Below are 22318 nucleotides of genomic sequence, written 5' to 3'. Positions count from 1 at the left end.
CTACCCTGCATATCGGCACGTCCCTGCGCCGATCCCCGTGTTGAGATGCGGCATACCGCAGGTGTTGGACGAAATGATGGCGCCGCGGCGGCCGACTGAGGCTGGCGCCGGCGATCCAAGGCGCGGCGCTGGCGATGCGCGCGCGGGGGCGCTAGAGATGCACGATGCTATCCTTTCCGCGCCTGTACCGCGCTCCCATCCTGCTTCCCCTCATGCTCGGCCTCGCCATCCCGGCGAGCGGGCAGATGGCGACGCCGCAGGCCACCTCCACGCCCGCTACAGAGGGTGGCAAGGAAGCGCCGACGCTTCCCGAACTGACCGGGATCGACACGACCGCGTGGCTCTACAAGGGCAGCGATCTCACCCGCGATCCCGAATGGAAGTTCGGCACGCTGCCCAACGGCATGCGCTTTGCGGTGCGCAAGAACGGCGTGCCGCCCGGCCAGGTATCGGTGCGCGTGCGGATCGATGCGGGGTCGCTCAACGAGACCGACAGCGAACGCGGGTTCGCGCATTTCATCGAGCATCTGACCTTCCGCGGCTCCGAATACGTGCCGGACGGCGAGGCGAAGCGCGTCTGGCAGCGGTTCGGCGCGACCTTCGGCTCGGACACCAACGCGCAGACTACGCCGACCTCGACCACCTTCAAGCTCGACCTGCCCTCGGCGACCGAAACAGGGCTCGACGAGAGCCTGAAGATCATGTCGGGCATGATGGAGAAGCCGACGATCACCGATGCGTCGGTGACCGCCGAGCGGCCGGTCGTGCTGGCGGAACAGCGCGAGCAGCCGGGGCCGCAGGTGCGGTTCGGCGATGCGATCCGCGCGACGTTCTTCGCCGGGCAGCCGCTCGCGGATCGCTCGCCGATCGGCAATATCAAGACGCTGGAGGCGGCGACCGGCGCCACCGTGAAGGCGTTCCACGATCGCTGGTATCGGCCCGAGAACACCGTCGTCATCATCTCGGGCGACATGGATCCGGCGCTGTTCGGACGGCTGATCGTCAAGAACTTCGCGGACTGGAAGCGTACCGACCCGTTCACGCCTGCGCCCAGCTTCGGCAAGCCCGATTCCAAAGCGCCGGTCGCCGCGTCGATCGCCGAGCCGGCCATCCCGGCGGTGGTCACGCTCGGCGTCGTCCGCCCCTGGGAGTACAAGGACGACACCGCGATCATGAACCAGAAGCGGCTGGTCGACGTGCTCGCGACGCGGCTGATCAGCCGCCGCCTTGAAACGCGCGCGCGCGCCGGCGGCAGCTTCCTCCAGGCGGGCGTGTCGATCGACGACGTGTCGCGCTCGGCGAACCTGACGAGCGTCAACATCGTACCGATCGGGACCGACTGGGAAGCGGCGTTGAAGGACGTGCGCGCGGTGATCGCCGACGCGCAGACCAACGCGCCGAGCCAGGCCGAAGTCGATCGCGAATACGCCGATTTCGACACGATCATGCGGACCAGCGTCGAGACCGCCAAGGTCGAGGCGGGATCGAAGCAGGCCGACGACATGGCCAGTGCGCTCGACATTCGCGAGACGGTCGCGGGGCCCGAGACGTCGTACAAAATTCTGCAGGACGCCAAGGCGAAGGGCATGTTCACGCCCGCCACGCTGCTCGCATCGAGCAAGGCGATCTTCGAAGGCATCACGCGCGCGCTCGTCAATACGCAGACGCCCGATGCCGGCGCCGCGACGAAGCTGGCGACCGCGTTGAAGGCGGACGTGTCGGGTCTTGCCGGCAAGCGCCGCGCGCAGGCCGCGGTCGACTTCTCGAAGCTGCCGTCGCTCGGCAGGCCGGGCGTCGTCGCCAGCCGCGAGAAGATCGCCTCCTTCGACATGGAGCAGGTGAACTTCGCCAACGGGACGCGCGTGCTGCTGTTCCCCAACTCGGGCGAGACCGGGCGCGTCTATGTGCGCGTGCGGTTCGGCGGCGGCTATACCGCGATCCCGTCGAACCGGCCGACGCCGGCCTGGGCGGGCGATCTCGCCTTGGTCGCGGGGGGTATCGGCAAGCTCGATCAGGGCGATCTCGATCAGCTTACCGCGGGGCGGCGGATCGGTCTCGACTTCGGGATCGACGACGATGCGTTCACACTGAATGCGATCACGTCGCCCGCGGATTACGCGGATCAGTTGCGGCTGATGGCTGCGAAACTGACGTTCCCGGCCTGGGATCCGGCACCGGTCGCGCGGGCGCGTGTTGCTGCGCTGGCCGGGTTTGCAGGCTATGATTCGTCGCCCGACGGCGTGTTGTCGCGCGACCTCGAGGGCCTGCTCCGCGCGGGCGATCCGCGTTGGGGGACGCCGTCGAAGGCGACGGTCGAAGCGCTCAATGCGAAGGACTTCCGCGCGTTCTGGGAGCCGATCCTGAAGACCGGGCCGATCGAGGTCTCGATCTTCGGCGACGTGAAGACCGAGGAGGCGATCGCGGCGGTGGCGAAGTCGTTCGGGGCGATGGCGCCGCGGACCGCGGTGTCGACGGTCGGGGCGCCGGTCGGCTTCCCCGCGCATAACGCGGCGCCGGTGATGCGCGCGCATACCGGCCCCGAGAACCAGGCGGCGGCGGTGATCGCGTGGCCGACCGGCGGCGGGATCGACAACATCGTCGAGGCACGGCGTCTCGACGTGCTGGCGCAGGTGTTCAGCGATCGGCTGTTCGAGCGGCTGCGGCAGGCGGCGGGGGCGAGCTACAGCCCCAACGTGTCGAGCCAGTGGCCGGTGGGCATGACCACCGGCGGGCGGATGGTCGCGATCGGTCAGGTGGCGCCGGACAAGGTGTCGTTCTTCTTCCAGATCGCACGACAGATCGCGGCGGAACTGGTGTCGACGCCGATCGCGGCGGACGAGCTGGACCGGATCAAGACGCCGATGGGGCAGTATATCCTGCGCGCCTCGACGGGGAACCAGTTCTGGTTGCAGCAGCTCGGCGGGGCGACGTTCGATCCGCGCCGGATCGCGGCGACGCAGCGGATCGCTTCGGACTTGGTCGCCACCACGCCGGTGGAGTTGCAGGCGACGGCGGCGAAATACCTGCGGCCGGAGAAGGACTGGACGATGGCGGTCGTGCCGGCTGCGGTTCCAGCGAAGAAGTGAACGCCTAGTCCCTCTCCCCAACGGGGAGAGGGAGGGAGGAGCCGCTTGGCGACGGAAGGGTGAGGGGCTTTGGGACGAACGGTCCGGAGCCTCACACCCCTCACCCTCCCACCCGCAAGAGCGGGCGGGCCCCTCCCTCTCCCCGAGGGGGGAGGGTTAGAGAGCCCCCTCCCCACTTGCGCGCAAATTTGGTAGGGGCTCGGCATGTCCCCTCCCGAAACCTTCCCCAAAACCTTTCACGTCAAGTCGTTCGGCTGCCAGATGAACGTCTATGACGGCGAGCGTATGGCCGAATTGATGGCCGCGCAGGGCCTGACGCAGGCCGACGCGGTCGATGCCGACGTCGTCGTCCTCAACACCTGCCACATCCGCGAACGCGCCACCGAAAAGGTCTATTCGGATATCGGCCGGCTGCGGAAGGACCAGCGCCGCAAGTCCGGCAAGACGCCGATGATCGCGGTCGCCGGCTGTGTCGCGCAGGCCGAGGGCGAGGAGATATTCACCCGCGCCAAGGTCGATATCGTCGTCGGCCCGCAAGCCTATCACAACTTGCCCGACCTCGTCGCCAAGGCCGCCGCGGGCACGCCGTCGCTCGACACCGACATGCCGCTGCTGTCGAAGTTCGGCGCGCTGCCGGCGCGGCGGAAGGTCGCGCCCTCGGCGTTCCTCACCGTGCAGGAAGGGTGCGACAAATTCTGCACCTATTGCGTCGTGCCCTACACGAGAGGCGCGGAGATCAGCCGGCCGTTCGCCGCGATCGTCGACGAGGCGAAGGCGCTGGTCGACGCCGGTGCGCGCGAGATCACGCTGCTCGGCCAGAACGTCAACGCGTGGAGCGAGAACGAGCGCGGGCTGCACGACCTGATCCGCGACCTCGACCGCATCCCCGGCCTCGCGCGCATCCGCTACACCACCAGCCACCCCAACGACATGACGCAGGGCCTGATCGACGCGCACCGCGATATCGAGAGCCTGATGCCGTTCCTCCATCTGCCCGTGCAGTCCGGCAGCGACCGCGTGCTGAAGGCGATGAACCGGTCGCACACGCGCGACTCTTATCTCCGCCTGCTCGACCGGGTCCGCGAAGTCCGCCCCGACATTGCGCTCTCGGGCGACTTCATCGTCGGTTTCCCCGGCGAGACCGACGCCGAGTTCGAGGACACGCTGAGCCTGGTCGACGCGGTCGGCTATGCGCAGGCGTACAGCTTCAAATACAGCCCCCGCCCCGGCACGCCGGCGGCGTCGATCGTCGAGCAGGTCTCTGAGGACGTGATGGACGAGCGCCTCCAGCGTCTCCAGGCGGCGCTCAACCGCGACCAGCACGCCTTCAATGCCGCCACTGTCGGGCGTACGTGCTCGGTCCTGCTGGAGCGTACGGGGAAACTGCCGGGACAGCTGATCGGCAAGTCGCCGTGGCTGCAATCGGTCCACCTGATCGGCGACCATGCGATCGGCGATCTGGTCGAGGTGACGCTGGCCGCTGCCGGCCCTAATTCGCTGACCGGCGTGGAGCGCGTGCGCGAGGCGGCGTAACGACGGGACGGCTGGCCATCGTCCACGCGCCCCTTCCTACGGTCCGTCATCCTGACGACAGTCAGGATCCAGGGTAACCGAGTACGCTCCGTGCGGCTCTGGATCCTGACTTTCGTCAGGATGACGGGAACGATTGTGTGCTGATATCCGACTTTTGATCGGGGCCTGTCGGCCCCGGTAAAGATCGTACCGAACGTCCGCGCGAACCCCCGCGATTTCGCTGTCCTACATACGGATCGCCTGTCACACTCGCCCCCGATGCAGCTTCGCCCACGCGACTCGAATCATCTCTCAGCCAGCGCTCCGGCGCGGCTTGAACGCGTCGCCCGCGATGCTCATCTTCCTTTCAAAGGTTACGGTTCGACGCTTCCAGGCGTAACCTTTGACACCCTGAAAGGACCGTATGAGCCGTAAACCCGTTCCCGCCCAGTCCGGTGACCGCGCCCGAGTCGAGCTGTTGTTCGACAAGCCCCAATTGCTCGTCCGGCTGTTCGGCCAGTACGACCAGAACCTGGTAGCGCTCGAAAATCGCCTCGGCGTCTACATCACCGCACGAGGGAACAAGATCGGCCTGGAGGGCACCGCCGAACAGGTCGCCAAGGCGCGCGACGTGCTCCACGATCTCTACGCCCGGATCCAACGCGGCGAGGATGTCGATACCGGTCTCGTCGACGCGTCGATCGCGATGGCGGACGAGCCCGTGCTCGAGGGCATCATCCGCGCCGATGCGGGCGGCGGTGGCGCGCCGCCGATCATGATCCGCACGCGCAAGAAGACGATCGTACCGCGCACGCCAGCGCAGGCACACTACATGCGCGAACTCGCCAACAACGACATGATCTTCGCGCTCGGGCCGGCAGGGACGGGCAAGACCTATGTCGCCGTCGCGCAGGCGGTACAGCAGCTCATCACCGGCAGCGTCCAGCGGCTGATCCTGTCGCGCCCCGCGGTCGAGGCGGGCGAGCGGCTCGGGTTCCTGCCCGGCGACATGAAGGAGAAGGTCGATCCGTATCTTCGCCCGCTGTACGATGCGCTGTACGATTGCCTCCCCGCCGAGCAGGTCGAACGCCGGATCGCGAGCGGCGAAATCGAGGTCGCACCGATCGCGTTCATGCGTGGGCGGACGCTGGCAGATGCGTTCGTGATCCTCGACGAAGCGCAGAACACCACGCCCGCGCAGATGAAGATGTTCCTGACCCGTTTCGGCCAGAACAGCCGGATGGTGATCTGCGGCGATCCGAAGCAGGTGGATATTCCGGGCGGAGTCGCGGCGTCGGGATTGGGCGATGCGGTGCGGCGACTGGAAGGGCTCGAGAGCATCTCGATGTGCCGCTTCACCGTTGGCGACGTGGTCCGCCATCCGATCGTCGGGCGCGTCGTCGAGGCTTACGAGGGCAAGGACGACTGATTAGAGACCGGGGTAGAGACCGGGGCATGTCCAAACTACTCCGTCACCCCGGGCTCGTTCCGGGGTCCATGGTTCCGCGAAATCATCTCTGTCGATTTTGCGGAACGGTGGATGCCGGAACAAGCCCGGCATGACGGAGGAGTAGGAGCGTGGGTATTCCCTACGCGGTTCAGCCCTTCAGCTTCGCTGCGGTCTCGGCGATACGCTTGCCCTGATAACGGGCGCCGTCGAGCTCCGCGGTGCTCGGCATGCGGCTGCCGTCGCCGTCCGAGATCGTCGTCGCGCCGTAGGGCGAGCCGCCCTTGACTGCGTCGACGCCCATCTGCGCCTGGAAGCCATAGTCGAGCCCGACGATCGTCATGCCGTGATGCAACAGGTTGGTGATGATCGAGAACAAGGTCGTCTCCTGGCCGCCATGCTGGCTCGCGGTCGAGGTGAAGGCACCGCCGACCTTGCCGACCAAGGCGCCCGAGAACCACTGGCCGCCGGTCGTGTCCCAGAACTGCGCCATCTGCGCGGGCATCCGGCCGAATCGGGTCGGCGCGCCGACGATGATCGCGTCATAGTGTTCGAGCGCGGCGGGGCCTTCGATCTCGGCGTGCGCGGTATCGGTCTTGAAGTGTGCGGCTTCGATGACGGCCTGCGGTGCGGTCTCTGCGACGCGGCGGATATCGACGTCGGCGCCACCGGCCCGCGCGCCCTCGGCGACGGCGTCGGCCATCTGCTCGATGTGGCCGTAGGACGAGTAATAGAGCACGAGAACCTTGGTCATATGCGTTTCCTTCGAGTTCCCCTCCCGCCTGCGGGAGGGGTTAGGGGAGGGAAGTTCCGGGCGGGGTCGAGGCAAGAAGCCCCTCCCCCAACCCCTCCCGCAGGCGGGAGGGGAGTATTATTCCGAGTCTACGAGAACGATCTCGGCGTCGTCCTGTGCCGTGATCGTCACCGTCTGGCCGCCCGACAGCGCCGCTCCGTCGCGCGCGGCAAAGGCGTCGTCGCCGATCGTGATCGCACCGGTCGCAGGCACCAGATACACGTGGCGACCTTCGCCGATCGCATAGTCGACACTGTCGCCGGCCTTGAGCGTCGCGGCCAGCACGCGGGCATTCGCGCGGATCGGCAACGCGTCGGCATCACCCTCGAACCCGCTCGCCAGCGTCACGAACTGGCCCGAGCGCTCGCCCTTGGGGAACGGCTTGGCGCCCCAGCTCGGCGCGCCGCCCTTGCGCGACGGCTCGATCCAGATCTGGAAGATCGTGGTCGTCTCGGGCTCGAGATTATACTCGGCGTGGCGGACGCCGGTGCCAGCGCTCATCACCTGCACGTCGCCTGCCTCGGTACGGCCCTTGTTGCCGAGCGAATCCTGATGCGTGATCGCGCCGCTGCGGACGTAGGTGATGATCTCCATGTCCTGGTGCGGATGCGGCGGGAAGCCCGAATTGGCGGCGATCTGATCGTCGTTCCACACCCGGATCGCGCCCCAGCCCATCCGCGCGGGATCGTAATAGCTGGCGAACGAGAAATGGTGGCGCGCGTTCAGCCAGCCATGATCGGCATGGCCGAGGCTGTCGAAGGCGCGGCGGTCTACTTTGCTGAGCGTCGTGGTCGTCATGAGATGTCTCCACTGGTTGATCCCAAGATAGGCGCGGGGATCGCCGCGTAAATAGAAACGGTGGAAACCGATCGTTTCGGTGCTAGCGTGCTGACAAGCTGATCCACCACCCCGGCGAAGGCCGGGGCCCAATCGGCAAGGTCGACATAACGAAGGACTGCGCTTCGTTATCGATGCCTCCCAATTGGGCCCCGGCCTTCGCCGGGGTGGTATATTTCTGATGTTCTCGGAGCTCCTCATGCGCCTGCCCGATCTCGAAGCCTGGGCGATCTTCGCCAGTGTGGTGGAGCATCGTTCGTTCAGCGCCGCCGCCGACGCGGTCGGGCTCAGCAAGGCGACGGTGTCGAAGGCGATCACGCGGCTCGAAGCGCATCTCGGCCAGTCGCTGTTCCACCGCACCTCGCGGCGGCTCGCGCTGACCGAGGCGGGCAAACCGCTCGCCGAGCATGCCGCACGTATCCTCGGCGAAGCGCGGGCCGCCGAAGAGTCCGCGCACGACGCCGCCAGCGCGCATACCGGCCGCGTCCGCCTGGCCGCGCCGATGAGCTTCGGCATCACCAACGTCGCGCCGTTGCTCGCCGAATTTCTCGCCGCGCACCCCGGGATCGAGGTCGACCTGCATCTGTCCGACGCGCGCGTCGATATCGTCGCGGAGGGGTTCGACGTCGCGTTGCGGATCGCCGAGCTGCCCGACAGTTCGCTGCGCGCGCGCCGCCTGTGCACGATCCAGGCGCATCTCGTCGCTGCACCGCGTTATCTGGCGGCGCACGGAACGCCGACGCATCCGGCGCAACTCGGCGAGCATAAACTGTTCGGCTATTCCAATGTCGTCGGGCCCTGGCGCTTTCACGGGCCCGACGGCGCGGACGTCTCGGTACGCACGCAGGGGCAGCTTACCGCGAACAGCGGCGAAGCAATCATTCCCTCGTTGATCGCCGGCCTCGGCATCGCGCGGCTGCCCGACTTCATCGTCAATGCGCATCTCGCGACCGGCGCGCTGGTGACGATCCTCGACGATTGGGCACCCGCGCCGATCGGCCTTCATCTGCTGACTCCGCCCAGCCCGTTGAGGCCGGCCCGGGTCGAGGCACTGATCGACTTCCTAGGCAGTCGCCTGCGCGATCGATAGAAATGCGCTGGCGTGGAACTTCCGTTCGCGGGTAGTGCTTTCGTCCTGACGCTTTCGCCCGAAAGGCCTGCATGCTCGAAATCGCACTTTCTTCTGACGCCCCCTGGCCGGGCCAGGGCCCCGGGTATGATTGGGAGGCGCTCGCCTTGCGTGCGGCGATGGCGGCGATCGAGCGGACTCCGCATGGCGAACTGCTGACCAGCGCAGCCACGGTCGAGATCTCGATCCGGCTCGCCTCGGATGACGAGGTCCACACCCTTAACAAGCAGTACCGCCAGAAGGACAAGCCGACCAACGTCCTGTCCTTCCCGATGGTCCAGCCCGACCTGCTTGCCACGGTGAGCCAGAATTCGGACGATGGCGAAGTGCTGCTCGGCGACATCATCCTCGCGCACGGCGTCTGCGTCGCGGAAGCGGCCGAGCGCGGGATTTCGGTCGAGGATCACGCGATGCATCTGATGGTGCACGGCACGCTGCATCTGCTAGGCTATGACCATATCGACGACGACGAGGCCGAGGGCATGGAGCAGATCGAGCGCGATGCGCTCGCGGCGCTCGGTCTCCACGATCCTTACTTGATAACAGAGGACTGACGACCACGATGGCCGATGGCCCCAATGCCGGTAACGGCGATAGTAGCGACAGTATCTGGCGCGGGCTCAAGGGCCTGATCTTCGGTGCTCAAGACGAATCCCTTCGCGACCAGCTCGAGGATGCGATCGACCGGCACGAGGGCGATCCCGCCCCCGATGCGAAGGGCGATCTGACCCCGCTCGAGCGCCAGATGGTCCGCAACCTGCTCCACTTCAGCGAGCGCGATGCGGGCGACGTCGGCGTGCCCCGCGCGGACATCATCGCGGTCGAGGAGGACACGCCGTTCGCCGATCTCGTCAAGCTGTTCGCCGAAGCCGGCCATAGCCGCCTGCCGGTCTACCGCGACAACCTCGATACGATCATCGGCATGGTCCACATCAAGGATGTCTTCAACATCCTCGCGACCGGTGCCGAGCATCCGACGTCGATCGCCGGGCTGATCCGCGAGCCGCTCTACGCGCCGATGTCGCGCGGTGCGCTCGATCTGCTCGCCGACATGCGCCAGAAGCACGTACATCTGACGATCGTGCTCGACGAATATTCGGGCACTGAGGGTCTGGTGACATTCGAGGACCTGATCGAAGAGATCGTCGGCGAGGTCGAGGACGAGCATGACGAGGCGCCCCAAGTGCTGATGACGCCGATCGAAGGCGGCGCCTGGGATGCCGACGCACGCGCTGAACTGGAGGATGCCGCCGAACTGATCGATCCACGTCTGGCGGAGGTCGACGGCGATATCGACACGCTGGGCGGGCTGGCGGCCTTGCTGGCGGGGCATGTCCCGCAGATCGGCGAATGCGTCGATCATCCAAGCGGCTGGAAGCTCGAGATTATCGACGCCGACGAACGCCGTATCAACCGATTGCGCCTGCATCCGCCGGTGGTGCCGGTCGAGGACGACGACTGATACAGCCTCTGCAATGGATCGACGGGCCTTTTACCCATGATCCATTGCCCCGGCCCTGCCTCCGTTCTAACTTCCCTTCATGCGCAAACACATCCTCATCGTCCTTGGGCTGATCCTGCTGGTGATCGCCGCGGGCGTCACCTATCTCGCCTGGCCCGACACGGCGGAATTGTCGGTCGACCAAGTCGCCGGCAAGCTGCCCAAGATCACCGATCCCCGCATCCAGACGATCCCGACCGTCAAGGTCGCCAAGGTCGTCGGCTGGCAGAACGGCGCGATGCCGACGCCTGCCGCCGGGCTGAAGGTCCAGCCGTTCGCGACCGGGCTCGATCACCCACGCTGGATGTACCGCCTCCCCAACGGCGACGTACTAGTCGCCGAGACGAACTCGCCCCCACGCGAAGGCGGCGGGATCACCGGCTGGGTGATGAAGGTGCTGATGGGCCGCGCCGGCGCCGGCGTGCCGTCGGCCAACCGCATCACGCTGCTGCGCGACGCGAACGGCGACGGCGTGGCTGAGACCAAGTCGGTGTTCATGACCGGTCTCAACTCGCCGTTCGGCATGACATTGCTCGATGGCCAGCTCTACATCGGCAACACCGACGCGCTCGTCCGCGTGCCGTACACCGATGGCGCGACCAAGATTACCGCCAAGCCCGAGCTCGTCATCAAGCTCAACCCCGGCGGCAATCACTGGGCGCGCAACGTCATCGCCGCCGCCGACGGCAAGACGCTGTACGTCGGCGTCGGCTCGTCGTCGAACATCGCCGAGAACGGCATGGACGCCGAGAAATACCGCGCGAATATCCTGCAGGTCTGGCCGAAGGACAAGAACTGGCGGATCTACGCCGCCGGTCTGCGCAACCCCAACGGCATGGCGATCAACCCCAAGTCGGGCGGCCTATGGACGGTCGTCAACGAGCGCGACATGCTCGGCTCCGACCTGGCGCCGGATTACCTGACGCAGGTCGAGTTCGGCGATCATTTCGGCTGGCCCTGGTATTATTGGGGCGGCTATCCCGACACCCGCGTCGAACCGAAGAACCCCGCGCTCCAACAATACGCCAAGCGCCCCGACTACGCACTCGGACCACACGTCGCCGCGCTCGGCCTGACCTTCTCCGCGGACGCAAAACTTGGCGCGAAGTTCGCCAACGGCGCGTTCATCGGCGAGCACGGCTCGTGGAACCGCAAGCCGGTGTCGGGCTACAAGGTCGTCTACGTGCCCTTCGGCGACACCGGCTTCCCGGCGGCGAACGCGAAGCCGGTCGATGTGCTCGGCGGGTTCCTGAACAAGGACGGCGACGCGCAGGGCCGCCCGGTCGGCGTCATCACCGACAAGACCGGTGGGCTGCTGGTCGCGGACGACGTCGGCAACGCGATCTGGCGGGTTAGCGCTGGGGGCTGATCTTGGCGGAGGGTGGTCAAGACTCCGCCCTCCAATACGCTGGTAATTGGCGCGGGCGATCCCAACTTTTCGTCATCCCCGCGGAGGCGGGGACCCATATGCTCAAGGCTTGTCGATTGACTCGCGAGCATTGCCAGTATGGGTTCCCGCCTGCGCGGGAATGACGATCCGGGGGCTTAGGCGGCTTTCTGTCAGCGCCTAACGCACCTGCTCACCCCGCCAAGATCCCCCTCGCCTCGTCGAGGTCATCCTCGTCGACCATCACGCGAACCGGGATCAGCAGCCAGCTGCCCTCCATGATCGACATCCCACCATCGAACGCGATCGCGGGGATGCCTTCGCTCTCCAGCCGCCCGACGATGATATGCGCCTCGTTCCGGCCGTACCGCCCCAGTTCGACCAAGCTCATGCGCCGACGCGATCCGGCAGAACGGTGCCGAGCCGAACCGGCAACCCGTCGATGCTCTCGGTCGGTCCCGCCAGTTCGTCGATCCGCTGGGCCTCGGTCTGCTTCGCGTGATACTTCGACAGCGTTTGCCGTTCGCGTTCCAGCGTCATGAACGGCACGCCCCACCCGCAACTCGTCTGCACCTCGTCGACCGCGATCACGAAGATCTGCCGCGTTCCCGGCAACGGCGTGAACTGCGCGTAGAGGTCAGCCCAGCCCTCGTCCTGCGGCAGCACCGCGCGCCCTTTGCCATAAATGCGGAAGATCAACGCGGGCTGGTCGAACGCGCAGAACATGATCGTGATGCGACCATCGGCACCCAGATGCGCGTTCGTCTCGTTCCCCGACCCACCGACGTCGAGATACGCGACCGTTTTCGGATCGAGCACACGAAAGCTGTCCATGCCCTTGGGACTGAGATTGATCCGCGCGCCTTCCGCGGCGGTGGCAACGAAGAATACCGGTTGCCGCATCACGAACGCGCGGTGATCGTCGGTAAGCGCGGGGAAGAAGTCCATCGTTCGGCTCCGAATTGACGCGCATCATCGACGCGCATACTCTATGCCCATGAAACATGATCCCGTCGCAACCGGCAAGCGCAAATCGGTCAATTTGTCGCTCGATACCGGCATCGTAGCGGCGGCACGGGAGGCAGGGCTCAACCTCTCCCAGATCAGCGAACATGCTATCAGGCACGCGACGAAGGTCGAACAGGAGCGGCGCTGGAAGGAAGAAAATCGCGAGGCGATAGAGGGCTGGAACCACTGGTACGAAAAGAACGGCGATCCGCTCGCTCATTTGCGGTCGCTCTGATTGGCACAGTTCGATGTCTACCGCGTTCGCGGCAACGTGCTGGTGATCGATTGCCAGTCTGATCTTCTGACCGATTTGCCGACCCGCTTCGTAGTGCCGCTTCGCCCGATCGACACCGTCGCACTCAAGAGGCTGACGCCGACCTTCGTTATCGACGGCACGGCACTGACCATGATCACGCCGTTAGCGCGGGCGATCGATGTCCGCGATATCGAAGATACCGTCACGACACTCGACGCAGCGCAGTTCGAGATCAAGGCTGCGCTCGATATGTTGATCTCCGGGTTTTAGGCCGCCGTCCCGCCAACCGTAAGCCCATCGACCAGCAACGTCGGCTGGCCAACGCCCGCCGGCACGGACTGTCCGCCCTTGCCGCAGATCCCGATACCCTCGTCGAGTGCGAAGTCGTTGCCGATCCCGCGGACCTTGGTCAGCGAACTCGGCCCGTCGCCGATCAGCGTCGCGCCCTTGATCGGGGCACCGAGCTTGCCGTCCTCGATCAGATAGGCCTCGGTGCAGCTGAACACGAATTTTCCGGACACGATATCGACCTGGCCGCCGCCGAACGCCTTGGCGAAGATGCCCTTCTTCACGCGCGACAGAAGCTCGGCCGGATCGTCGTTGCCCGCCTTCATGAACGTGTTGGTCATCCGCGGCATCGGTGCGTGCGCGTAGCTTTCGCGGCGGCCGTTGCCGGTCGCCTCGACGCCCATCAGCCGTGCGTTGAGGCGGTCCTGCATATAGCCCTTGAGGATGCCGTCCTCGATCAGCACGGTCTCGCGCGTCGGCGTGCCCTCGTCGTCGATCGTCAGCGACCCGCGGCGGTCCTGAAGCGAGCCATCATCGACGACGGTTACGCCTTCGGCCGCAACGCGCTCGCCGATCCGGCCGGAGAATGCTGACGTACCCTTGCGGTTGAAGTCGCCCTCGAGCCCGTGACCGATCGCCTCGTGCAGCAGGATGCCAGGCCAGCCATTGCCGAGCAACACCGTCATCTCGCCCGCAGGAGCGGCGATCGAGTCGAGGTTCACCAACGCCTGCGACAACGCCTCGTCGATCGCGCGGTTGTACGTCGCGGGCTCGAACAGGTCATTGTAGAGATAGCGGCCGCCGATCCCGTAGCTCCCCGTCTCGCGACGCCCGTTCTGCTCGGCGACGATCGAGATGTTGAGGCGCACCAATGGCCGCACATCGGTCGCGACGAAGCCGTCCGCACGGACGATCTCGACCACCGACCATGTCCCGGACAGGCTAACCGATACCTGCGCGACGCGAGGATCACGTGCACGCGCCGCAGCGTCGATTGTCTGGCACAAATTCACCTTGTCCGCGAACGGGACGAGGTCGAGGGGATCGGCAGCGGTGTAGCGGCGCTGGTTGGTGCCCTGCGGCGGACCAGCCTTCCCGGCGACGCCGGGTTCGATCAGCGCCATCGTCTCGGCCGCGCGACGGATCGCGGCGGGGGTCATCTCGTTTGAATGCGCGAACGCGGTCGTCTCGCCCGACACCGCGCGCAGGCCGAAGCCCGAGCTCGTGTCATAGGATGCGGTCTTTAGCCGACCGTCGTCGAACCCGAACGCCTCGGCTTTGCGGTACTGGAGATACAGTTCGCCGTCATCGGCCTTGCCCAGCGCCTTGGCGGTCAGCGCCTGCGCCTGTTCGGGGTCCAGGGTATCGCGGTAGAGGAACGAACGGGGGTCTGCTGCTATCGTCATCCGATAGATATAAGCGGCTTAGCGCCCTGCGCCATCCCCGTGATCGCGCAAAGTCGACTGGTCCACGCCATCGGCGGAGCCGCCGACCAGGATGAAGCGACGGTCGCAATAGCCGCAATCGACATAGCCGGTCTCGTCGATCTGCAACCAGACGCGTGGGTGGCCGAGCGCTGCGCCGCCGGGGATGTCGGTGGCGCCGTCGCAGGCGACGCGGGCGTGAGTGACGCGGGTGGTTTCGAGCGGCGGATGCATGAGGGGGCGATAGCAAGCGCACGCCGGCCGGGCAATTGCTTCTTCCACCCGCGTCCGTTGCCCCTGCGACAGAAGATGGTTCACGCGAAGGCGCAAAGGCGCGAAGATGTTGCGCTTGTCGCACGGCGACTTTTCAATCGCGTATGGCGGCGCAGTTCGTTTCGTCTGGCGACCGATCGTCTGCGCGCCGGATCCTTCGCGCCTTTGCGCCTTCGCGTGAACACATCTTCTTGCAGCATCAGGGGATGACCCGCCTTGCGGCCCCCGCTATGCCGCAGCCATGACCGAAGCTGCGATCGCAATCTCGAACCTTTGCAAAACCTACGCTGGTGGCAAGCGTGCCTTGGACGGCGTGACGTTCGACGTGCCGCGTGGGCAGATTTTCGGGCTGCTCGGCCCCAACGGCGCAGGCAAGTCCACGCTGATCAACATCCTCGCCGGGCTCGTCAACAAGACCGACGGTAGCGCGGCGATCTGGGGGTTCGACATCGACGAGCACCCGCGCAACGCCAAGGCGTCGATCGGCATCGTCAACCAGGAGATCCTGTTCGACCCCTTCTTCTCGCCGTTCGAGACGCTGGAGATCCAGGCCGGCCTCTACGGCGTCCCCAAGGCGAAGCGCCGCACCATGGAACTGCTCCGTGCGGTTCATCTCGAGGACAAGGCGCATGCTTACGCCCGCACGCTGTCGGGCGGGATGAAGCGGCGGTTGATGGTGGCGAAAGCGATGGTCCACTCGCCGCCCGTCCTCGTCCTCGACGAGCCGACCGCAGGCGTCGATATCGAACTGCGCCAGCAGCTCTGGACCTATGTCCGCGGCCTCAACCAGGCCGGCGTGACAGTGGTCCTCACCACGCATTACCTCGAGGAAGCCGAGGAACTCTGCGACCGGATCGCGATCATCAACAACGGTCGGCTGATCGCGAACGAACCGACGCGCGAACTGGTCGGCAAGGCGCAGGAGAAGATCGTCGCGGTCACGGTCGACCGCGACGTCACCGACATCCCCGCCAACGCCTGCTTCCAGAAGATCGCGCTGAAAGGCACGCGGACGCTGGAGATCACTTACAAGAAGGACCGCGTGAACGCCGGCGAAGTCCTGGCCGCAGTCCAGTCCGTCGGCTTCGGGATCGTCGACGTCTCGACCAAGGAACCCGATCTCGAGGACGTCTTCCTCAGCCTGACGCGCGCCGCCAACGCCTGACTTAGTGACAGACCGCGGGGCGAGCCGGTCCCGACGCCTTGTACGTCAGGATGAATTCGGAATGGCCCAGTTCTTCGGACTTGGTCTGCGCGCCGTTCGCGATGCCGATGATCAGGTCGACGATCTCGGCGCCGACTTCGTCCAGCGTACCGCGCCCCTCGAGGATGCGACCGGCGTCGACGTCCATGTCGTCGGCCATCCGCCGATAGGTGTCGGGATTGGCGCAGATCTTCACCACCGGCGAGATCGCCGAGCCGACCACCGAGCCGCGGCCGGTGACGAACAGGTTGATATGCGCGCCGCTCGCCATCAGTTCGCCGATCTCGGCATTGTCGACGATGTTGGGGAAGCCGAACTTCGGATCGCCCGGTGGCACGACGTCGAGCAGATAGAGGCCCGGCCCCGGCACCAGTTCGGCGGGATCGATCACGCCATCGATCGCGCGGCTGCCCGACTTGGCATAAGCGCCGGCGGATTTCTCCTCCTGGCTCGACAAGCCACCCTCGGCGTTGCCGGGTGCAAAGCTGCCATAGCCCATCGCGCGGTAATAGATCTCGGCCTTGTGGACCGACGCGATCAGCGCGTCCGCCACTTCGGGTGTCGCGGCGCGGCTCGCCATATGGCCTTCGCAGCCGATCATCTCGCCGGTTTCCTCGAAGATGCACGCCGCACCCGCGTCGATCAGCGTATCGAAGGCTCGGCCGACCGCCGGATTGCCGGTGATTCCGCTGGTCCCGTCAGACCCGCCACAGATCGTGCCGAACACCAGCTCGGACATCGCCATCGGCACGCGACGCGCGCGTGCGTCGGCTTCGGCACGGACGCGTTCGACCGCCGCCATGCCCGCCGCGATCGCCGGGCCGGTACCGCCGACCTGCTGGATCACCACGGTTTCGACCGGGCGGCCCTGCTCCCGTGCGTTCGCGCCGAGCAGTTCGCGGTTGAAGCTTTCGCAGCCGAGCGACAGCAGCACGACTCCGCCGACATTGGGGTGCGTGGTCAGCGCCTTCATCATCGCCAGCGCGTAGTCGTTGGGATAGCAGCCGGGAAAGCCGATCAGCTGGACGCGCGGATCGTCGATCTTGTCGACGATCCGGCGCGCGACGTGGTGCGCGCATTCGACCAGATACACGACCACGATGGCATCGCGGATGCCCTTGCGGCCATCGGCGCGCAGCCAGCCGGTCATCGTCTTGTCGTTCTGGGTCCCGTCGTTCTGGGCCCCAATTTTCTGGGCTCCAATGGTCTGAACAGCGTCGTTCATGAATGATCTCCTGCCGCGTCACGCAGGTGCGCGGGGATATAGTCGCTTTGCATGTTGTGCATGTGCACCCAGCCGCCCGCGGGCACGTCCGTCGTCGCCGATCCGATCGGCATGCCATATTTGACGATCTTGTCTCGCATTTTCAAGGACGAGACTGCGATCTTATGACCGAGATCGACCTTTTCGGTGATCGCCAGCGTGGTGCCCTCGACCACGATCGTCTCGCCGGGGACCAGGTTGCGGCAGGCTACCGCGACATTGTCGCTGGGGGACAGGCGGATGGCGGCAGCGGTCATGCCGCCAACTCCGGCACGGGCGCATCGCCGCGCAGCAGCCCTTCGGCGCGCAAGTCTTCCCAGAATGCGAGCGGGATCGCCGCGTGATACAGGTCGACCGTCTGCGCCACGCGCGCCGCGCTGCCGATGCCCGGAATGACGCTGGCCACGAGAGGATGCGCGAGCACGAACGCGAGCGCTGCGGCAGGCAGAGCGACGGCGTGGCGATCGGCGATCGCCTCGATTCCGCGTACGCGTGCCAGGACGTGGTCGGGCGCGGGTCCGTAGTCATAGTGGATCGTGCCGCCGCGCCGCGTGCCGGTCGCGAGGATGCCGCTGTTGTACGGACCGCCGATCACGATCGACGTGCCCGCCGCGGCGCAAGCCGGGAACAGCGCGTCGAGCGCATCTTGTTCGAGCAATGTATAGCGCCCGGCGAGCAGGATCGCGTCGAGCCGTGCCTCGGCCATCACGTCGAGGCAGACCTGGATCTCGTTGACGCCGATGCCGAAGCCCGTGATCGTGCCGTCGTCGCGCAACCGCTCGAGTGCCTTCAATCCGCCGCCGCTAGTCAGCTGCTGCCAGTAACCGTCCGCGGCCTCGCCGTGCGTGTAGCGACCGATGTCGTGGACATAGAGCAGGTCTATCTTCGCCACGCCCAACCGCTGCAGGCTGTGCTCGTGGCTGCGCAGGATGCCGTCGTGCGTGTAGTCGTAGCGCATCCGGAACGGCATCGGCGAGCGGAAGCCGTCGCGTTCGCGATCATCGGTGATCGAGGCATCGGGGTCCATCAACCGGCCGACCTTGGTCGAGACGACGGTATCCGGCTGCAACCGCAGCGCATCGCCGACGCGCCGTTCGGACAGCCCGCGGCCGTAATGCGGCGCGGTGTCGACATAGCGCAGCCCCGCAGCGAGCGCGGCATCGACCGCGGCGCGCGCATCGGCGTCGGCGACCGGCGCGTAGAGATTGCCGAGCGAGGCGGCACCGAAGCCGAGTTCGGGCACCGAAAGCGCGGTGCGGCCGATCGGCCGATGGGGAATAGGCGTCAAAGGTCCAGGTCCAGTCGATAGATGCGGTTGGCGTTGCGGCCCCACAGGTCCGCGCGCTCGTCGTCGCTGCGGTTGGCGAGCAGAGCCTCATAGGCGCCGAGCGTCTCGTCCAGCGTCGCGAACAGGCGGTCGGTGGGAAAATTGGTGGCGACCATCACGCGGCGGGTGCCGAACAGCTCGATCACCTCCGCGACGATGTCGGCAAAGGCGGCGGGGTCGAACGGCGCGTGGATGAAGCCGGCCCCCGACAGCTTGATCGACACCTGCGGCATCGCCGCCAGCGCGGTCACTCCGGCGCGCCATTGGTCGAGCCCGTCGCCGGGGATCGGCAGCCCGAGATGATTGACGATGACGGAAACGCTCGGGTGGAGCGCGGCGATTTCGACCAGCCCGGCAAGCTGCGCGGGGAAGCCGTGAAAATCATAGCTGAGCGCGTGATCGGCGAGCAGGCCAAAGCCGCGTCGCCATGCCGGATCGATCGTCAGGTCGCGCGGATAGGCTTGCCGCACGGCATCGGGATGCCAGTTGACGAGGTGGCGGATGCCGCGGACGCGTGGTCGCGCAGCTTGCCGGGCGAGCAGCGCCTCGACGTCGGGATCGTCGAGTTCGACGCGCGCGATGATCGCATCGGGCAGGCCGTGCGTGTCGGCGACCGCGTTGAGCCAGTCGGTCTCACGCTCGCCGTCGTCGCGGTGCGCACCGGCGTCGATGTGCACCGCGCCGACCAGGTTCCACGCCGCCGCCGCCGTGCGATGGTGCGCGACCGTATAGGTGGCGGCGATCGGCGCGGTGTCCGGCTCGTCGAGCCAGGGATAGCGCAGGCCATCCCTGTCCCAGAGGTGCAGATGCGCATCGACGAACGGCGGTCGGGCCATCCTAGCGGCGCGGCTGCCAGGCGACGAAATCCTGGCGCTGCTCACCGAGTTTCTCGATGCCGAGCGTGACGACGTCGCCCGCCTTGAGATACCGGGGCTCGGGCTTCTGGCCCATGCCGACGCCCGGCGGCGTGCCGGTGGTGATGATGTCGCCGGGCTCCAGCGTCATGAACTGCGAGCAATAGGCGACGATCTCGGCGACCGAGAAGATCATCGTCTTCGTGCTGCCGTCCTGCATCCGCTTGCCGTTGACGTCGAGCCACATCGACAGGTTCTGCGGATCGCCCACCTCGTCGGCGGTGACGAGCCACGGGCCGACCGGGCCAAAGGTCGGGAAGCCCTTGCCCTTGTCCCAGGTCGCGCCGCGCTCGATCTGCCAATGCCGCTCGGAGACGTCGTTGACCACGAGGTAGCCCGCGACATGCGCGAGTGCATCGGCGGTTTCGACGTATTCGGCGCGGGTGCCGATGACGATGCCCAGTTCGACTTCCCAGTCGGTCTTCTTAGAGTCGCGCGGGATGACGACGGGGTCGTTCGCGCCCTGCAGACAGCTGACCCATTTGTTGAAGACGACCGGCTCTGCCGGGATCGGCAGGTTCGATTCGGCGGCGTGATCGGCATAGTTCAGCCCGATCGCGATGAATTTGCGCGTGCCCGATACGGGCACCCCGTAGCGCTGCTCGCCCTCGACCAGTGGCAGCGTCGCGGGATCGATCGCGGCGAGCTTTGCCAGCGATTCAGGCGACAGCGTTTCCGCGGCGATGTCGGCGTGGCCGGTCAGCGCGCGGAGGCGGCCGTCGGCATCGATCAGGCCCGGCTGTTCGTTTCCGGGCGTACCATAGCGACAGAGTTTCATAGATTATCCTTTGCAGACACCAGAATGGAGCGATCGATCTTGGCGATCGTGTTGACGCCGGTGAGCGTCATCGCGACGCGCATTTCCTTTTCGATCAGGTCGAGCAGTTGGGTCACGCCCGCCTCGCCGCGCGCGGCCAGCGCATAGAGCCACGCGCGCCCGAGCAGGACGCCGTGTGCGCCCAGCGCGAGCATCCGCACGACGTCGAGACCCGAGCGCACGCCCGAATCCGCCAGCACGGTCAGCCGGTCGCCGACCGCATCGGCGATCGCCGGCAGCGCGCGCGCGGTCGACAGCACGCCGTCGAGCTGGCGGCCGCCGTGGTTGGAGACGACGATCCCGTCCGCACCGACATCGGCGGCGGCGCGCGCGTCGTCGGGGTCGAGGATACCCTTGATGATCAGCGGGCCGTCCCACGCGGCACGGATCCAGTCGAGATCGCGCCACTGGATCGACGGATCGAAATTGGCGCCGAGCCAGCCCATGTAATCGTTCATGCCGCTGGCCTTGCCGAGCACCGGCTCCAGATTGCCAAGCCGATGCGGCCGCCCGCGCAGACCGACATCCCACGCCCAGCTAGGCCGGCCGATCGCCTGCAGCATTCGGCGCAACGGCGCGCGCGGGCCGGACATGCCCGAATGCGCGTCGCGGTAGCGGGCGCCCGGTACCGGCATGTCGACCGTGAACACCAGCGCCTCCGCGCCTGCCGCCTTGGCGTTCGCGATCAGCTCGCGCATGAAACCACGGTCGCGCAGGACGTAGAGTTGGAACCACAACGGTCCGTCGGTCGCGCGGCGGACCTCGTCGATCCCGCACAACCCGACGGTCGAGAGCGTGAACGGCAGGCCGCGCGCGTTGGCGGCGCGCGCCGCCTGTGTCTCGCCGCGACGGCGATACATGCCGCCGATCCCGATCGGTGCGAGCGCCACGGGCAGCGGCATCTGCCGGCCGAACAAGGTGGTCGACAGATCGATCGTCGCGACGTCCTGCAACACCCGCTGGCGCAACGCGATGTCGGCGAGATCCGCGGTGTTACGCCGCAGCGTCTGCTCGGCATACGCGCCGCCGTCCGCATAATCGAACAGGAAGCGCGGCAGCCGTGCCTTTGCCGCACGCTGGAAATCGAGGGTCGAGGCGATCGTCACCATCGCATCACGCCATGCACCAGCCGCCGTCGATCACGTGCAACTGCCCGGTGGTGTAGGCGCTCTCGTCCGATGCGAGATACAGCGCGAGCGCCGCGACCTCGTCGGCCTTGCCAAGCCGGCCCATCGGCTGGCGCGCGACGAACGCGGCGCGCGCCGCCGCCTCGTCGCCGGTCGCCGCCAGCCGCTCGTCCAGCGACGGCGACTGCACCGTGCCCGGGCAGATCGCGTTGCAGCGGATACCCTTGCCGACATAATCGAGCGCGACCGAGCGGGTGATCCCGGCCACCGCGGCCTTCGACGCGCAATAGGCGTAGCGATTGCCGACGCCGATCACCGCGCCGGCGACCGACGACATGTTGACGATCGAGCCGCCGCCACGCGCGATCATCGCCGGCAGCAGCGCGGTCAGCATGTGCGTGATCGCGTGGACGTTGAGGTCGAACGACAGGTCGTAGCCCGCGTCGGCGGTCTCCAGCAGCACGCCTGCATCGACATAGCCCGCGCAGTTGAACAGCACGTCGACCCCGCCGGCGCTTTCCGCAAACGCGCGGATCGCGGCGCGATCGGTCAGGTCGATGACATGCGTGGTGCATCCGGCGAGATCCGCCAATGCCGCCGCATTGCGATCGAGCGCGAGCACCTCGGCGCCCTCTGCGGCGAACAGTTCGGCCGCGGCGCGCCCGATACCCTGGCCGGCGCCGGTCACGATCGCGCGCTTGCCCTTCAGTCTATCCACGTCGTC

The 22318-nt window shown here is 66.7% G+C and carries 23 protein-coding genes; 10 read left to right on the top strand and 13 right to left on the bottom strand.

The genetic code is table 11. The features are described from left to right. The first annotated feature begins 164 nt into the window (after positions 1–164). The 3 genes from C8J43_RS14570 (at position 165) to C8J43_RS14560 (ending at position 6027) form a co-directional block, all read left to right on the top strand. On the top strand, positions 165–3086 hold the full coding sequence (locus C8J43_RS14570; RefSeq protein ID WP_133031557.1) for a M16 family metallopeptidase: 2922 nt from the start codon (positions 165–167) through the stop codon (positions 3084–3086). A 204-nt stretch (positions 3087–3290) separates the two neighbouring features. Continuing rightward, positions 3291–4619, top strand: coding sequence for a tRNA (N6-isopentenyl adenosine(37)-C2)-methylthiotransferase MiaB (gene miaB, locus C8J43_RS14565; RefSeq protein ID WP_133031556.1), 1329 nt, complete (start codon positions 3291–3293; stop codon positions 4617–4619). 403 nt (positions 4620–5022) lie between these two features. Next, positions 5023–6027: a PhoH family protein gene (locus tag C8J43_RS14560; protein ID WP_133031555.1), complete on the top strand. Its 1005-nt coding sequence runs from the start codon at positions 5023–5025 to the stop codon at positions 6025–6027. Between the two features lie 169 nt (positions 6028–6196). Here C8J43_RS14560 and wrbA read toward each other — a convergent pair whose 3' ends face one another. Beyond that, positions 6197–6799, bottom strand: a complete 603-nt coding sequence (wrbA, locus tag C8J43_RS14555; RefSeq protein WP_133031554.1) for an NAD(P)H:quinone oxidoreductase — start codon at positions 6797–6799, stop codon at positions 6197–6199. Positions 6800–6916: 117 nt separating this feature from the next. Then, complete coding sequence (locus C8J43_RS14550) at positions 6917–7636, bottom strand: pirin family protein (RefSeq protein ID WP_133031553.1); 720 nt, start codon at positions 7634–7636, stop codon at positions 6917–6919. Between the two features lie 238 nt (positions 7637–7874). Between C8J43_RS14550 and C8J43_RS14545 the strand changes: the two genes are divergently transcribed. From C8J43_RS14545 to C8J43_RS14530, 4 genes are all read left to right on the top strand, one after another. Further along, positions 7875–8765, top strand: a complete 891-nt coding sequence (locus tag C8J43_RS14545; protein WP_133031834.1) for a LysR family transcriptional regulator — start codon at positions 7875–7877, stop codon at positions 8763–8765. A gap of 71 nt (positions 8766–8836) precedes the next feature. Further along, positions 8837–9358 carry an rRNA maturation RNase YbeY gene (ybeY, locus tag C8J43_RS14540; RefSeq protein WP_133031552.1) on the top strand — a complete coding sequence of 174 codons (522 nt, stop codon included), beginning with the start codon at positions 8837–8839 and terminating at the stop codon, positions 9356–9358. Between the two features lie 8 nt (positions 9359–9366). Beyond that, entirely contained in the window at positions 9367–10266 is a 900-nt protein-coding gene (locus C8J43_RS14535; RefSeq protein WP_120299875.1) for a hemolysin family protein, read from the top strand. Between the two features lie 79 nt (positions 10267–10345). Then, positions 10346–11674, top strand: coding sequence for a sorbosone dehydrogenase family protein (locus C8J43_RS14530; RefSeq protein ID WP_133031551.1), 1329 nt, complete (start codon positions 10346–10348; stop codon positions 11672–11674). Positions 11675–11885: 211 nt separating this feature from the next. On the opposite strand, the gene C8J43_RS14525 is transcribed toward C8J43_RS14530, so the two are convergent. Beyond that, complete coding sequence (locus tag C8J43_RS14525; RefSeq protein ID WP_056057596.1) at positions 11886–12083, bottom strand: DUF2007 domain-containing protein; 198 nt, start codon at positions 12081–12083, stop codon at positions 11886–11888. Further along, on the bottom strand, positions 12080–12640 hold the full coding sequence (locus tag C8J43_RS14520) for a pyridoxamine 5'-phosphate oxidase family protein (RefSeq protein ID WP_133031550.1): 561 nt from the start codon (positions 12638–12640) through the stop codon (positions 12080–12082). Before C8J43_RS14520 ends, C8J43_RS14525 begins: the two co-directional genes overlap by 4 nt. Positions 12641–12689: 49 nt before the next feature. Here C8J43_RS14520 and C8J43_RS14515 point away from each other — a divergent pair, with 49 nt between their 5' ends. Together C8J43_RS14515 and C8J43_RS14510 are read left to right on the top strand one after the other, a co-directional pair. Further along, positions 12690–12935 (top strand): type II toxin-antitoxin system CcdA family antitoxin, encoded by a 246-nt coding sequence (locus C8J43_RS14515; RefSeq protein WP_133031549.1) that lies wholly within the window; start codon positions 12690–12692, stop codon positions 12933–12935. Further along, on the top strand, positions 12936–13226 hold the full coding sequence (locus C8J43_RS14510) for a CcdB family protein (protein ID WP_133031548.1): 291 nt from the start codon (positions 12936–12938) through the stop codon (positions 13224–13226). On the opposite strand, the gene tldD is transcribed toward C8J43_RS14510, so the two are convergent. Further along, the gene (tldD, locus tag C8J43_RS14505; RefSeq protein WP_133031547.1) at positions 13223–14650 is read right to left on the bottom strand and encodes a metalloprotease TldD; all 1428 of its coding nucleotides are present in this window, start codon (positions 14648–14650) and stop codon (positions 13223–13225) included. The genes C8J43_RS14510 and tldD overlap by 4 nt on opposite strands. Before the next feature lie 18 nt (positions 14651–14668). Then, a complete protein-coding gene (locus C8J43_RS14500; RefSeq protein WP_133031546.1) occupies positions 14669–14902 on the bottom strand; it encodes a zinc-finger domain-containing protein in 234 nt (77 codons plus the stop codon). Positions 14903–15182: 280 nt separating this feature from the next. On the opposite strand from C8J43_RS14500, the gene C8J43_RS14495 reads away from it, so the two are divergent. Beyond that, positions 15183–16106, top strand: a complete 924-nt coding sequence (locus C8J43_RS14495) for an ABC transporter ATP-binding protein (protein ID WP_133031545.1) — start codon at positions 15183–15185, stop codon at positions 16104–16106. 1 nt (position 16107) lies between these two features. Here C8J43_RS14495 and C8J43_RS14490 read toward each other — a convergent pair whose 3' ends face one another. From C8J43_RS14490 to C8J43_RS14460, 7 genes are all read right to left on the bottom strand, one after another. Continuing rightward, the gene (locus tag C8J43_RS14490) at positions 16108–17295 is read right to left on the bottom strand and encodes a UxaA family hydrolase (RefSeq protein WP_207893425.1); all 1188 of its coding nucleotides are present in this window, start codon (positions 17293–17295) and stop codon (positions 16108–16110) included. Positions 17296–17366: 71 nt separating this feature from the next. After that, positions 17367–17666 (bottom strand): UxaA family hydrolase, encoded by a 300-nt coding sequence (locus tag C8J43_RS14485; protein ID WP_133031543.1) that lies wholly within the window; start codon positions 17664–17666, stop codon positions 17367–17369. Continuing rightward, positions 17663–18697 carry an aldo/keto reductase gene (locus C8J43_RS14480; protein WP_133031542.1) on the bottom strand — a complete coding sequence of 345 codons (1035 nt, stop codon included), beginning with the start codon at positions 18695–18697 and terminating at the stop codon, positions 17663–17665. Before C8J43_RS14480 ends, C8J43_RS14485 begins: the two co-directional genes overlap by 4 nt. Beyond that, complete coding sequence (locus tag C8J43_RS14475) at positions 18694–19572, bottom strand: amidohydrolase family protein (protein ID WP_133031541.1); 879 nt, start codon at positions 19570–19572, stop codon at positions 18694–18696. The genes C8J43_RS14480 and C8J43_RS14475 overlap by 4 nt, the downstream gene beginning before the upstream one ends. Position 19573: 1 nt before the next feature. Next, positions 19574–20428, bottom strand: a complete 855-nt coding sequence (locus C8J43_RS14470) for a fumarylacetoacetate hydrolase family protein (protein ID WP_133031540.1) — start codon at positions 20426–20428, stop codon at positions 19574–19576. After that, complete coding sequence (lldD, locus tag C8J43_RS14465) at positions 20425–21573, bottom strand: FMN-dependent L-lactate dehydrogenase LldD (protein WP_133031833.1); 1149 nt, start codon at positions 21571–21573, stop codon at positions 20425–20427. The genes C8J43_RS14470 and lldD overlap by 4 nt, the downstream gene beginning before the upstream one ends. A 7-nt stretch (positions 21574–21580) precedes the next feature. Continuing rightward, a complete protein-coding gene (locus C8J43_RS14460; protein ID WP_133031539.1) occupies positions 21581–22312 on the bottom strand; it encodes an SDR family oxidoreductase in 732 nt (243 codons plus the stop codon). Between the last annotated feature and the right edge of the window lie 6 nt (positions 22313–22318).

The sequence above is a fragment of the Sphingomonas sp. PP-CE-1G-424 genome (genome assembly GCF_004341085.1).
Lineage (GTDB): Bacteria > Pseudomonadota > Alphaproteobacteria > Sphingomonadales > Sphingomonadaceae > Sphingomonas.
Note: the sequence above shows the minus strand (reverse complement) of the source record. Positions and strands in the feature narration are given on the sequence as shown.